Below are 13,982 nucleotides of genomic sequence, written 5' to 3'. Positions count from 1 at the left end.
ATATAGGTTTAGGTAATTTTGAACCTACATATTTTAGCTCGAAGCTCAAAGCGACTACATTAGCGTTACTGCTTGCCCTTTATTACCTGCGGACTCTTTGATGGCATCCCATAAAATAGCCATTTTTAAGCCTTGTTTTATGGCTGATGGGTTTTCCATTTCGCCTTTTAAAGTCTGCTGAAAGATGTTTATTAAATTATTCGCTGACTCTTGTTCTTTTCGAGTGATGTTGCCGTCTTTATCTTCTATTTCTATCCAGCGACCCCAAGCACAAATACGAATAATGCACTTGCTAAAATAGCACTCTATACGTGATGTACAGCCAATGGTTTCACCGCAAGCTTGCATGGTAAACAAAGTTCCATCAGTTAGCTGTCCCATAACGACTGTTACAATATCAACGGGTTTATCACGATTTTGCATGAGAGCTGAAATACTAGCGAACTCTTTATCACAGAGCATTGAGGTGGTGTTCATTAGATGCGCCCCTGTGTCAAACATAAAGCCTCCGCCTGATATCTCTGGCATTTGTTTCCAGTGTCCGCTGTAAGTATCAGCCCAGTTTTCCCATATATTGGCTGAAAGACTGACTAGCTTGCCATAGGTTCCGGTCTTTATATCTTTTTTAAGTTGATGTACTAAAGGAGATAATCCCCCTTGATAAGCCACAACCAGTTCTTTGCCAGAACGCTCTTGAGCGAATTGCAATGCTTTTGCTTCAGCAACTGTGGTTACCATCGGCTTTTCTAGTAATACATCTAATCTTAAGTCTAATGCCATAATTGCTTGATCTGCATGGGCAACGTGAGGTGTGCAAATATACACACAATTTATGTTGTCAGATTGCTGCTTTAGCATCTCTTGCCAATCAACATTGGTATAAGGTTCAGGTTTAGAACGGTCCACAGCTAGTTTTCGAATCCGAGTTAATGCCTCTTCGTTATTGTCTGCTATGCAGACGATTTCAACATCTTTACGTTCAATCCAGGTTGCGATGTATTGTGAAGCTTTAACTCCGCAGCCAATTATTCCTAGTTTTAAGTTCAAAATTGTTTACTCCTATAATCATTAATCGAAAAAATAGTCATTACACAAAACTTAGCTACTACATACGAAAGGTAAATAAAACCTATGTTTTCATGTGCTTACATTAGTGTTTTGGTCGTATAGTCATCTCTTTTTACAACAACAAACTCTCAATCATGGTTTTTTAAATTTGCTCAGGCTTTTATTAGATTGCATATTGACACCGGTGTCAACCGGTGTATTATTTAGCGCAATGTTGGTCTTATGTTAAATATTTTTACAAGGTATGCAATTTATGCACAAGTATTACTTGATATTGACATGTTATTTATCGATGAGGGACACGCAGTTAAGATGAAGTTCAGAACTTGTTTGCTTAGTAAGCTTGTATGTAGAGCCAACTTTTCTAAAGTAGGTATGCTGTTTTTACTTATTTTTGGGGGGGCAAGTTGCTCACAGCCATCCAAAGACAGTGATTTAGAAACCAAAATGACTTTAGTGATAGCAGAGCACAGAGCTGCTAGGCTTGCAGCGCTATATGAAATGGCTCCAGAATTAGAATCACGCCTAAATGTTAAACTTAAAGTCGTCGAATACCCTGCACCAGCTAAGGATTATTTTACTAAACTTGTGACTGAATTGCGCTCTGGAAATGCTCCTGACGTTTTCAGTGTCCCAAGAGATCTGCAATTGGATGATTTAGCTGCGGCGGGTTATTTAGCTGATTTAACTTCTGAAATGCAAGATTGGGAAGGGTATTCGCAACTACCAGAGCTAATTAAAACACTGACCCAGGGAAGCTTTGACAAAAAGAACTATGTGGTACCTTCAATTGTTGCCGTAGAACAACTTTATTATCGACACGATTTGTTGACGAAATACGGTATTGATACAAGTCAGCCTAAAACTTTGCAAGAGTTAACTCAGCGAGCTGAGCAAATAAAGGAAAAGACAGCTAAATATGCAATGTTATTTCCTGCAGGCCTTACTTGGGGAATGGGCTCATATACTGAAGGGTTTAGATACTTACTAGCAGGCCGTGATGACTATTCACTGCTAACTTCAGATGGCCGCTATGACCTTTCTCATCCTGCCCTTGTGGACAGTTTTCAATTTTATGCTGATTTAGTATCCAATCAGTTTATGCCAGTGAATCCGCTACTAAACCCTGAACCTTGGGTAATACCTAAATATGAAATGTTTCCAAATGGTGATCTAATGATTACCACATGTGGAACATGGTGTGTGGTGTTTGATTGGGGTGAAAATAGCCGTAATCCTATAGCCAATATTGATAAAGCTGTCGCCACATGGAAAATTCCTGCGCAAAACGGTAAACCTTTTGTACTTGCTTCTTTGGTGTATAGCTGGGCAGTAAACGACAAATCAAGGCAAAAACTTACCGCTAAAAAATTGGCTCTTGCGATGGGAGAGGTTGATGTAGCGATTGCTTATGCTAAGCGCTTAGGAAATGTACCCGCTCGAATGGATGCCAAATATCATCCTGGGTATCCAAGTTTAGGTAATGCAACAGAGGCACATCAATTGTTACCTGAAGCACGTGCAGTGACCACAACTGTTGGTGCAAGCGCTGTGATATCTGGTGTAGCTAGAGCCACCGAGGGCTTATTAACCCAAAGAGTCGATGCCAAAGGAGCTGAGGATATTTTGAGAAACTACGTAACCAGTGTGCTTGGTGAAGAACGAGTTAAGGGGTCACACTAATGCAATTAACCTATGAGCGCCGAAAACAATTAACGTATCGTTTTATGATGACACCAGCTTTACTTCTGATGTTTATATTCATTGTTTTTCCAGCGTTTTATGCCTTTTCATTAAGTCTAACAAATGAAGCTTTATTAGGTTTTGCCGCAAAAGAGTCTTCTTATGTTGGTTTGTCTAACTTTGAGCGCTTGTTTGATGACCCATTATTTTGGAATTCTCTTAAAGTCACCCTCTTGTTTGTTATTGGTTCTGCGGTAATTGGACAGTTTTTACTAGGGTTTTTATCTGCTGTTTTATTACTTAGGCCTATCCGTTTCAAAGCCATGTTTAACGCGATGATTTGCTTGCCAAACGCAGTGCCTGAAATGGTAGTGGGATTTTTGTGGATTTCTATGTATGCAAGTGGTGAATACGGCACTTTAAATCGCATCGTAGCGTGGTTTGGCGTAGATCCTCAGCAGTGGTTATACAGCTTTCCATTAATTGCGATCATCATAGTAAACACATGGCGAGGGGTAGCCTTTGCCATGATATTACTCACATCAGGGTTGTCTTCTATTCCTAAAGATATTTATGAAGCAGCAAGAATTGATGGGGCAACGGACAGGCAAATATTTTGGCGAATAACTATCCCTATGCTAATGCCAACTATTTTCTTATATATGTTTGTGTCAACTGTGACGACCTTCGCAATTTTCGGTTTGGTTTACACGTTAAGCCGCGGAGGGCCTGCAAACAGTACCGAAATTCTAGGCATTTATATTTACAACCAATCCTTTACGGCATTTCAACTGGGATATGGTGCATCGGTAGCGGTAATAAGTTTAGTGGTGTCTATGTTAATTGGCGTGTTTTATGTTCGTATGTTTAAGGTAGAGGTGTGATATGACCCTAGCTAGCAACACTGTGGCCTCTACGGGCACTAACCAAAAAATGACTAAAAGTCAGTTTAAGACCTATTTAACGCTTATTTTAATTTCTTTGTATTGCATGGTGCCTTTTATCTGGGTGGTGCTTGCCTCTGTTGACCCCAAGGCCAGTCAATTTTTGCGCATACCAGAATCGGTTTCAATGGAGCATTATTGGAACTTATTTGCAAACCAGAGTGGCTTGCGCTGGATTTTAAACTCTATTGTTATCAATGTATCTGCGACCATTATAGCATTGGTATTCGCGGGCTTTGGGGGCTATGCCATTTCTCGCACTAAAGCTTGGTGGAAACTGCCTCTGCTGTACGCAATTATACTCGTACGTATCGTGCCGCCACCGGCACTTATTGTGCCTGTTTATAAAGTGATGTTGACACTGAACGATTGGGTCAACGCATTGATTAATGCTGTGTTTACCGATGTAGCAACTCAACAAACCATGAGTCGCGCATTTTCATTTGTTGATGGGTATTTGGGGCTAATCTTGATTTTAGCGGCGATGCAGTTACCTTTAGCAATTTGGATCATGAAAACCTTCTTTGATGCTATTCCTATTGACTATGAAGAGTCGGCGGCAATAGACGGTGCGACGCAATGGCAAACTGTAAGAAAAGTGTTGATCCCTCTAGCTATGCCAGGATTTGCAGCTGCTGGGCTGTTTGCATTTATTAACGCATGGGGGGATTTTTTAATGCCTCTGATGTTTACCTCTTCCCCAGAGCTACAAACTTTACCATTGGGCTTGTTTCGTGCCTTTTTACGAGTTGATGCAATTGATTACGGGTTTTTAACCGCATTGGCTGTAATTTATACCTTGCCTGCAGTGATTGCTTTCTCTTTTGCTCGCAAATTTTTAACCCAAACATTTTCCGGAGGAGTGAAAGGCTAATTACTTATGGCAAAAATTGAACTGATCGATATTAAAAAACAATACGGTGACACTAAAATTGTTAAAGGCGTAACTTTTACTGTTGAAGACGGTGAGTTTGCAGTCGTGGTTGGCCCAAGTGGCTGTGGAAAATCAACTTTATTACGCATGATTGCTGGTTTAGAAGATATTACTTCTGGAGAGTTACGTATTGATGGCAAGGTAGCGAATCAGGTTTCTCCTGATAAGCGTGGTATTGCTATGGTGTTTCAATCCTATGCTTTGTACCCACACTTAACCGTTGCTGAAAACATTGGTTTTGCACTTACCCTTAAAAAACATGACAAAGCAGAGGTCGCACAAAGAGTTAAAGAAGCCGCAAAAATGCTTCAATTAGAAGATTTATTACAAAGGAAACCAGCCGAACTTTCTGGTGGGCAGCGTCAGCGGGTGGCTATTGGTAGGGCAATAGTCAAACGTCCCAAGGTTATTTTATTTGATGAGCCATTATCTAATCTAGATGCAAAATTACGGGTGCAAATGCGTGCTGAATTACAGCGTTTACACAAAGAATTTGGTTCAACTATTGTTTATGTTACCCATGATCAAGTGGAAGCCATGACCATGGCAGAAAAAATTGTTGTATTAAATCAAGGGCATATTTCGCAACTTGGACAACCGATGGATTTATACCAACAACCTCAAAATACCTTTGTTGCTGAGTTTATTGGTATCCCAAAAATGAACCTCTTAGACGGAGAAATCAGTCAAGATGAACCAGACGTTTTTGTATGCAGTAATGGTTTACGGATACCGCTCGCTGTAAGTTATCAAGGTGCAAGTGGTGGTTTGAAACTAGGTATCAGGCCAGAACATATTGAGTTGGCTGATAATGATAATGGACAATATGACGTTAAAATTGTTGAGCGTTTAGGGATAGAAACCTATCTGCATTTACAGCGTGCTGACGATGAAGTAATAGTGGTGCGCCTCGAAGGGGACCACAACCTTGATGCGGGGCAAGTTAATTTACATTTTCCAAGTGACAAGTGTCGTTTGTTTGATGAAGTAGGGCAGGTACTTTTGCCTAGTACCCATTAATCAATCTTGCAAAGAGTAATACATCAATGAGTCGGTCATTTTTTGTGGTGATGGGTATGTTATTTATGCTCATTACTGCTTGTAGTTTTCCCAATACAAACCCAAAGCTTAACCACATTCAAATGGTAGGCTCTCATAATAGTTATAAAGGGCCTCTAGACCCAAAAATCAAAGCGTTGGTGGCTGAAAAAGATGCCGCTGCAGTCGCAAAAATCGATTATTCTCACCCTCCATTCATTACTCAATTAGCAATGGGAATGAGGCATTTTGAAATTGATATTGTTAAGGATCCTCAAGGTGGAAAGTTTGCAAAGCCATTAGGTGAGAGGTTGACTAATCAGCACATTTTAAGTGAGCGACAGTTAACTGAACTTAAGAAGCCAGGTTTTAAGGTCATGCATATTCCAGATATCGATTTCATCAGCCATTGTATTTTATTTGAGGGCTGCCTTAATGCATTGCTTCATTTTTCTAATAGCAATCCGAGACACCTTCCAATCGTTATATTAATGAATTTCAAAGGTAACGGTAATCGTTTTATAAATGGCACACCTGTACTGCCATTTAATCGTAACGATTACGAAGAAGTCGATAATATTTTATTTGAAACTTTTGGAGATAAACTCATCACACCAGATGAAGTGCGTGGTGACCATAAAACCTTAGAAGAAGGTGCTCTAAATGGTGGCTGGCCATTATTAGAGGTAGCTCGAGGTAGGTTTTTATTTATTCTCGATGGAAAACCAGAAGAGCGTGAAACTTACCGAGAACACCACCCTTCATTATCTGGTAGGGCACTATTTAGCTCTTATTTACCCGGCGAAGCCGAAGCTGCATTTATGGTGCGTAATAATGCTATTAAACAGTTTGACGAAATAAAAGAGTTAGTGAAGCTAGGTTATATGGTACGAACCAGAGCTGACTCTGGCCAAGGCTCGGACTCGAAAATAGATGATGTTAAAGTCCGAACTAAATCTGCCATTGACAGTGGTGCTCAAATTATTTCTACAGATTTTTATCCTAGTGCGCCACAAAAATTATCTGATGATTTTTCGGTGAGCTTTAAAGGGCATAAATTGAATCGATGTAATCCGTTATTCTTAGAAACTTATTGCCTACTATAAATTTAGCCTCCGTTTATGTTAATAGAAAATAATGTGGTTAACATGTTGAGAGGTAGGTAGTATTTTTACCTACTTTGTAACCATTAATTCGCAGCTTGTTGTTACCGGTGTCATTTTATTTATTGATGGTCGTCATTCCTCGGGAAATTGAGCTGGTCATTTTGTTTGGCTATCTTAGCTATCAATAAATTAAATAATCCTCTTTTATTTTAAAAAGCTATATTAATTAATGGTATAGGTCTTTTTCCTCTGCGGTTTTAGCTAGTTGTAATGTTTTGTTGAGTTGTGGTTTTTAATTAATCAATAAGTGTTATTTAATAAAAACAGGGTCTCATTAGTTATTGGGGTTGACACCGGTGTCAGTTTGGTTAATATGCGTGTTAATAACATGTAAACAACATGTTTCGGTAGTGGCGGGAAGAGAAATGTTTTCATAATCCCGTTTATCTTAAATAGAAAAAAGACAAGAACTAAAGTTTTGAATTTGAAGATGGGACACAAAAATATGAAACATATCTATAAGAAAAATTTACTTTCTCTCGCCATTATTTCGGCATTGGGTAGTACTTTAAGTCTTTCTGCGATTGCTCAAGAAGAGGCTGGCGTTGATGATACTGAGGTTATTGAAGTTAAGGGATTTCGTGGCTCTTTAATAAAGGCGCGGGATTTAAAACGCGAAGCATTAGGGTCACAAGATTCAATAGTTGCAGAAGATATCGCTGATTTTCCAGATTTAAACCTTGCTGATGCATTGCAGCGTATCCCGGGTGTCACTATTACCCGAGAAGGTGGAGAAGGTCGCCAGATTTCATTACGGGGTATGGGACCAGATTTTACCACAGTCCATATAAATGGAATGCAAGGTTTAGCCACAAGTGCCTCAGCTATGGACAGTCGAGGTTCTGTTTCTCGTAATCGAGCATTTGACTTTAATGTGTTTGCTTCAGAACTATTCAATGAAGTGACGGTTAAGAAGTCTTATCAAGCAAGCACTGATGAAGGCGGTATAGGTGGTAATGTGGCACTTCGTACAGCTAAGCCTTTTGATTATGACGGTTTTACTGCAGCTGCGAGCGGCCAATTTGGCACAAATTCACAAACTGACGGCACAGATCCTCGTTTTGCGGGAATAATTTCTAACAAATGGGATCAGTTTGGTGCGTTGGCCTCGGTGTCGTATAGCAAGCGAGGAATTAATGAACAAGGTTATAATGGTTATAGATGGCGTAAGCGTTCTAGTAGTGATGCATCAGCTGTAAGCGATGATATTACAGGGGCTACCAGAGAAGCATTAGACGCTGGTGAAATCTTTTTTAACCGAGGTAACAGATATACTGTTTGGGAAAATGACCAAGAGCGTTTAGGCTTAACTACAGCGTTACAATTCAGGCCTACTGATGATGTATCAATTGAATTTGATGCGTTGTATAGCAAATTAACTAATAACCGCAACGAATGGCATTTACCTACGGCAGGCTCAAGTAGTACTGCGTTAGGGGGAATTGAGGAATTGGAAATCATCCCTGCTTCAGATGGTGATGGTTATGAAGCTGTGTATGGTAAGTTTACAGACGTTACAATGCGTACAGAGAGTCGCCAAGACTTAGATACTACTGTTTTTAAACAGTTCACATTAGCCGCAGATTGGAATGTTAGTGATGAGCTAGTAGTTAATGCCATGGCTGGGCATTCTTCTTCTGACTTCCGTTTAGATAAAGAGAAATTCTATACCGAAGGTGTAGCTGATTATATTACAACAGATTACCGTGATGGCCTTCGTTTTGATCCCGTAAATACCTATAGCTTCGACCCAACTGATACAAGCTTTTGGACTTTCCGAGAAATTGATGTTGATGAACGAGACATCAATAGTGAATTCGATCTTGTTAAAGTCGATATTGAATATAATGTAGGTGATGAAGGTCTCTTAAAAGCTGGGATCTCCAGTAAAACATTTAGTAATCATTACGAGCAAAGCAAGGTTGACAATATTGGTCGAAGTATTGATGCACCACAAAACAATGATGTCCGTACAGTTGACAATTTACTCTTTACTTTCACTGGTCACAATGACATTCAATGGGTAGGAGCTAACGTTAATGAAGCGCTTGCGTTTTATGGCGTTGACGCTAATTTAGGCGAAGATGCGTTACAAGAAAGTTCAATTTCAGATGTTGAAGAAGAAACCGTTTCTGCTTTTGTTGAATATGAATGGAACAGTGAGATAGGTGATATGACACTAAGAGGTGCTGTTGGAGCAAGATATTATGCAACAGACATTAGTACCTCTGGTATAACTAACGGTAGTACTGTGACGCTTACATCAGACTACGATGGTATTTTACCTACAGTAAATTTAGCCTTGGATATTAATGATGATTGGGTGTTACGCGGTAGTGTAGCAAAAAACCTGTCTCGCCCATCTCTTAGTGCATTAAACCTTGGTGGTACAGTGGATGTTGGTGATGGTGGTGTGTCTGGTGATGACCCTGTTGCAAGTTCTGGTAATCCAGACCTTAAACCGTTTGAGTCTTTGAATTACGATGTATCTTTGGAGTGGTATTTTGCAGAAGCAGGTGCGCTAGCTATTGGGTTGTTCTATAAGGACATTGAAAACTTTATCGTGAATGAAAGTGTAGATATTCCTTATAGTGAAACTGGTTTCCCTCTCTCTCTTTTAGGTTCAGATCAAACCGGTGACACAATCTATACTTATACCCGTCCAGTGAATGGTGATGATACTGACGTGGTTGGACTTGAGGTTTCGTTCCAATTAGATTTAGATTTCTTACCGGCTCCATTTGATAATTTAGGTATTGCATCAAACTATACTTATGCTGATGGTGAGTTTTTCTATGAAAACATCCAAGGTGGAGATTTTAGTCAAACAAAATCATTCCCAGGTTTATCTGAGCATAGTTCAAACTTTACTTTGTATTATGAAACAGATGTTTGGGGAGCGAGGTTATCAACTGTTTATCGTAGCGACTACATCACAGATGGTGACGGAGTGAGCAGTGATGCAGATGAAATTGGCTTCCATGCTACCACCAATGTTGATTTCTCTGCGTTCTATCAAGTTAATGAAAACCTTAAAGTTACACTTGAAGGGATTAACTTAACTAATGTGGCAGAAGAACAATATAATGATTCGGCTGACCGTATTTATAACGTCACTACTAGTGGCAGAACATTCTATTTAGGTGCAAGTTATAAATTTTAATTAAGCATCAATACAAGACCGGTTGTGTTTTCACAATCGGTCTTTTTTATTTTTAGAAAATTAATCGTATTTTGTATACACAAAAATTAATAAAGTAAGGAGTTATGTTTATGCAGTCACGGTTTTATTATATATGTATTCTAAGTGCATTATTGCTATCAATTGAAACAGTGGCAGATCCCGCCAAACGAACGGAAGTTTGGAAGCCTGTTCCTAAGCCAGTTACGATTAATCAAAAAGGGATACCTTCCGACGCTACGATTATTTTTGACGGTAAAAATTTTGATGCTCTGTTAAGTAAAGATGAGGGAGATGTTTCTTGGTATCTTAGAAATGAGGTGATGACAGTCAAAGCGGGGACTGGAGATATTGTTACCAAAGCGTCATTTTGTGATGCTCAATTTCACGTAGAATGGCGAGCGCCGATGTCTCGGTATGGCGATAGCAATCAACATTGGGGCAATAGTGGGCTTAAAATACAAGAACGCTATGAAGTACAAATACTTCAATCGGTTGATAATCCCACTTATGTAAATGGACAGGCTGGCTCTATTTATAAGCAATATCCACCTTTGGTAAATGCGAGTTTAAAAGCGGGTGAATGGCAAACCTACGATATTATTTATAAGGCCCCACGTTTTGATCAGAATAAGGCGCTTGTCTCTCCTGCTTATATTACCTTGTTACACAATGGTGTTCTGGTCCAAAATCATGTTGAAGTTAAAGGGACTACCAAAAATGTGGGGGATCCTAGCTATGCAGCACATGGTTGTGCACCATTAAAAATTCAAGAGCATACCGCTAATGTCAGTTTCCGTAATATTTGGGCTCGAAAGCTCTAGTTTTTAATACATCTAAAAAGGTCAAAAATGAAATTATTTAAAAGGTTTTTTTGTGGTTTGGCATTAGTCACTAATGTTTACTCATTACAAGCACAAGACGTTGCTCTTATTGATCCGCAACTAAGCAATTTTCAAAATGTATATAATTATGGTGTAGCAGAAGTCGTTGATGGAGTCATTGAAATATATTCCACAGGTAATTTCTTTTTACTGACTAAAAAAACTTATAAGGACTTTGTGTTTAAAGCTGAAGTTAAAATGCCAAATGTTGAAGAATATAATAACTCTGGGATTATATTTAGAGCGCAGCTTAAGCCAACAAAAGATGGCTATCAAGAGGCCGTGGGTTATCAAGCTGAAGTTGATCCTTCTGATAGAAAATGGAGTGGGGGATTGTATGATCAAGCAAGGCGAGATTGGTTACACCCGACTCATCCAACTCGTTCACATCCTGACCACCATTTTATTCGTGACATCTCACCACAGTGGTCTGAAGAACGACGCAAAGCATACAAAGCCAATGAGTGGAACCAATATAGAATTGAATGCCGTGGTAGTAACATTAAAATTTATTTAAATGATGTACTCACGACCCATATTATTGACACTAAAGATGCTGAAGGATTAATAGGGCTTCAGCATCATGGCAGTAAAGAACTAGCGAGCACTGGTAAAACAAATAACGTGGTCCTTTTTCGCAATGTGACCATTAAAGAATTGGACTAACTATGAAGTATGTGACTGGCCTTGCTATAGGTTTATTTTTTTTTAATGGTATCACTACAACGTTAGCTGCTGCTGAAATTTCTAAAAACAAAGGGGATAGGGAAGGGCATGATATGTCTGATCCTATTGCAGCTGAGAATATTCCGCCAGCGCCTATATTAAGTGTTGAAAAGGCCTTGGCTTCTATGCAAATTCAGCCTGGTTTTGTATTAGAAAATGTTGCCTCAGAACCCTTGGTTGCAAGTCCTATTGATATTGCGTTTGATGCTGATGGGCGAATCTGGGTAGCTGAAATGCTGACCTTTATGCCAAACATGGATGGCAATGGTGAAGAAGTACCTGAAGGTACCATTGCGTTGTTAGAAGATACCGATGGCGATGGCAAAATAGATAAACGTACAGAGTTCTTAAATGATGTAGTTTTGCCTAGAACTGTGGCGGTAGTAAAAGGTGGAATATTATACGCTGATCAACAACAACTTTATTTTGCTGAAGTACTGGCTGGCGATGCATTAGGGATACGTGAGGTTATCGACTCTACCTATGCCGCTGGCGGCAATGTGGAGCATAAACCTAATGGGATGTTGTACAACCTTGATAACTGGTATTACAACACTAAAAGTAATCGTAAGTACCGTGTGTTACCCCATAGCTCAGCAGTTCCTAATGGAGCAAAAGAGATTTATCGTAATAAATATTGGAAGATGGTCATTGCCACTACTGATAATAGAGGGCAATGGGGTCTTAGCTCGGATGACTATGGCCGCTTATATCATAATGGCAATAGTTCGCCCGCTGAGGGAGAATATTTGAGACCCGGTGTCTTGATGAAAAATCCAGGTTTTCAATCATCAGTTAAAGCTAATGCTCTGGGCTCAAACCGGGTTTATCCTGCTCGAATAAACCCTGGAGTGAACCGTGCCTATTTACCTAATACGTTAATATCTGAAGGTGAAAACGCCGGAAAGTTAGCTCAGTTTACCGCGGCCAGTGGTAATCAATTATACCGTGGCGATCAATTTCCCGAAGATTTCTATGGTGTGTCATTTACACCGGAGCCCGCTGGTAACTTAATTTCAGCGAGAGTAGTTTTTGAATCAGAAGGAAAACTACAGGGGAGTGAGTTGTATCCTCAGTCAGAAATTTTGGCATCGACAGATGAACGCTTTCGACCTGTTAATTTAAATACCGCACCGGATGGATCTTTATATGTGGTAGACATGTACCACGGCGTTATTCAACACAAAGAGTTTTTAACAACTTATCTACGTAATCAGTATGAATCACGAGGGTTAGATAAAAATAATCGCTCGATGGGGCGTCTATATCGTTTACGCTGGGAGTCTAAGCCTTTAGGGCCGCAACCAACTATGTCAAAGCAACCCCCCTCTCAGTGGGTAGAATACTTGAGTCATGAAAACGCTTGGTGGCGAGATACAGCAAGGCGCTTGATTGTCCAAAATCAAGTTATGTCTGTAACGACAGCGATTAAACAGCTTGTTGAAAGTAATGAAGACCATCGTGCAAGAGTTAATGCATTGTGGACCCTTGAAGGGTTAGGACAACTTGACCTCGATATTATCAAGGTTGGGCTTGAGGATGTTCATACAAAAGTGAGGGCTGCTGCTATTGAGCTTACTACTCGTTTAGATCAGTCTGCTCATCAAGAGATCAGTCAATACCTTAGAAGGTTCGCTTCACTTAGTTACGAAGATGCTCTGCAAGTGGCTTTGATAGCAGGTGAAATTAAGGGGGATGATGCATTGCTTGCCTTAAAAGATGTACTCATTAACTACGGTGATAAACCATGGATTAAAGAGGCGGCTATTAGTGGGCTAACTGGTCGAGAAAAGGAGTTTAAGGCATTACTTGTAGGGACTAATTTACCTGAGTTCATGAAAATGCTGAATAGTGTGGGTAAAGAGGATGTCAATAATAGTAATGCACTTAACTTAACAGCTGATGAGCAAACTAGTTATAACCGAGGTAAAGCGTTATACAGTGGCAAGGCCGCATGTTTTGGGTGTCATGGAGCTGATGGCGCTGGCATTGACAATATGGGACCACCTCTAAAGTCGAGTGACTGGGTTAATGGGTCGGAGCAACGTTTAGCTAAGGTACTATTAAACGGATTAATGGGGCCAATAAAAGTAAATGGTAAACAATACAATGTGAGTATGATTATGCCTGGCTTTACTGCTAGCTTAAAAGACCAAGAGCTGGCTGATATCAGTACTTATATTCGTAATAATTGGGGTAACACATCACCGAGAGTCGCTAGGGGCGTGTTTGAGAAACTTCGAAAAGCAGCTTCTTCTAGAGATATTCCTTACACAGAAAAAGAGTTAAACCGGTGACAACACTGTTATTTTATCGATTTACGTAAATATCGGGGGCTTGCCCCCGTCACAGGTAACA

The 13,982-nt window shown here is 39.8% G+C and carries 10 protein-coding genes; 9 read left to right on the top strand and 1 reads right to left on the bottom strand.

What is annotated here, in order from left to right:
• Positions 1-54: 54 nt before the first annotated feature.
• Positions 55-1,047, bottom strand: a complete 993-nt coding sequence (locus tag ABJE44_RS02425; protein WP_348113384.1) for a Gfo/Idh/MocA family oxidoreductase — start codon at positions 1,045-1,047, stop codon at positions 55-57.
• Between the two features lie 243 nt (positions 1,048-1,290).
• Between ABJE44_RS02425 and ABJE44_RS02420 the strand changes: the two genes are divergently transcribed.
• From ABJE44_RS02420 to ABJE44_RS02380, 9 genes are all read left to right on the top strand, one after another.
• Entirely contained in the window at positions 1,291-2,751 is a 1,461-nt protein-coding gene (locus ABJE44_RS02420) for an extracellular solute-binding protein (protein WP_348113383.1), read from the top strand.
• Positions 2,751-3,635, top strand: a complete 885-nt coding sequence (locus ABJE44_RS02415) for a sugar ABC transporter permease (protein WP_348113381.1) — start codon at positions 2,751-2,753, stop codon at positions 3,633-3,635. Before ABJE44_RS02420 ends, ABJE44_RS02415 begins: the two co-directional genes overlap by 1 nt.
• 1 nt (position 3,636) lies before the next feature.
• Positions 3,637-4,569 (top strand): carbohydrate ABC transporter permease, encoded by a 933-nt coding sequence (locus ABJE44_RS02410; RefSeq protein WP_348113380.1) that lies wholly within the window; start codon positions 3,637-3,639, stop codon positions 4,567-4,569.
• Between the two features lie 6 nt (positions 4,570-4,575).
• Complete coding sequence (ugpC, locus tag ABJE44_RS02405; protein WP_348113379.1) at positions 4,576-5,649, top strand: sn-glycerol-3-phosphate ABC transporter ATP-binding protein UgpC; 1,074 nt, start codon at positions 4,576-4,578, stop codon at positions 5,647-5,649.
• A gap of 26 nt (positions 5,650-5,675) precedes the next feature.
• Positions 5,676-6,773: a Ca2+-dependent phosphoinositide-specific phospholipase C gene (locus ABJE44_RS02400; protein ID WP_348113378.1), complete on the top strand. Its 1,098-nt coding sequence runs from the start codon at positions 5,676-5,678 to the stop codon at positions 6,771-6,773.
• A gap of 505 nt (positions 6,774-7,278) precedes the next feature.
• Positions 7,279-9,996, top strand: a complete 2,718-nt coding sequence (locus tag ABJE44_RS02395; protein WP_348113377.1) for a TonB-dependent receptor — start codon at positions 7,279-7,281, stop codon at positions 9,994-9,996.
• A 110-nt stretch (positions 9,997-10,106) separates the two neighbouring features.
• A complete protein-coding gene (locus tag ABJE44_RS02390; RefSeq protein ID WP_348113376.1) occupies positions 10,107-10,838 on the top strand; it encodes a DUF1080 domain-containing protein in 732 nt (243 codons plus the stop codon).
• Positions 10,839-10,865: 27 nt separating this feature from the next.
• Complete coding sequence (locus ABJE44_RS02385) at positions 10,866-11,564, top strand: DUF1080 domain-containing protein (protein ID WP_348113374.1); 699 nt, start codon at positions 10,866-10,868, stop codon at positions 11,562-11,564.
• 2 nt (positions 11,565-11,566) lie between these two features.
• Positions 11,567-13,921, top strand: a complete 2,355-nt coding sequence (locus tag ABJE44_RS02380) for a PVC-type heme-binding CxxCH protein (RefSeq protein ID WP_348113373.1) — start codon at positions 11,567-11,569, stop codon at positions 13,919-13,921.
• Positions 13,922-13,982: the final 61 nt, after the last annotated feature.

The sequence above is a fragment of the Paraglaciecola sp. genome (assembly GCF_039942875.1).
Taxonomy (GTDB): Bacteria; Pseudomonadota; Gammaproteobacteria; order Enterobacterales; family Alteromonadaceae; genus Paraglaciecola.
Note: the sequence above shows the minus strand (reverse complement) of the source record. Positions and strands in the feature narration are given on the sequence as shown.

What these genes read in the sequence shown, in the direction of transcription:
- ugpC (WP_348113379.1), top strand. Translation starts at nt 4,576, where the DNA reads ATGGCAAAAATTGAACTGATCGATATTAAAAAACAATACGGTGACACT.
- ABJE44_RS02390 (WP_348113376.1), top strand. Translation starts at nt 10,107, where the DNA reads ATGCAGTCACGGTTTTATTATATATGTATTCTAAGTGCATTATTGCTA.
- ABJE44_RS02395 (WP_348113377.1), top strand. Translation starts at nt 7,279, where the DNA reads ATGAAACATATCTATAAGAAAAATTTACTTTCTCTCGCCATTATTTCG.
- ABJE44_RS02410 (WP_348113380.1), top strand. Translation starts at nt 3,637, where the DNA reads ATGACCCTAGCTAGCAACACTGTGGCCTCTACGGGCACTAACCAAAAA.
- ABJE44_RS02385 (WP_348113374.1), top strand. Translation starts at nt 10,866, where the DNA reads ATGAAATTATTTAAAAGGTTTTTTTGTGGTTTGGCATTAGTCACTAAT.
- ABJE44_RS02400 (WP_348113378.1), top strand. Translation starts at nt 5,676, where the DNA reads ATGAGTCGGTCATTTTTTGTGGTGATGGGTATGTTATTTATGCTCATT.
- ABJE44_RS02420 (WP_348113383.1), top strand. Translation starts at nt 1,291, where the DNA reads ATGTTAAATATTTTTACAAGGTATGCAATTTATGCACAAGTATTACTT.
- ABJE44_RS02415 (WP_348113381.1), top strand. Translation starts at nt 2,751, where the DNA reads ATGCAATTAACCTATGAGCGCCGAAAACAATTAACGTATCGTTTTATG.
- ABJE44_RS02380 (WP_348113373.1), top strand. Translation starts at nt 11,567, where the DNA reads ATGAAGTATGTGACTGGCCTTGCTATAGGTTTATTTTTTTTTAATGGT.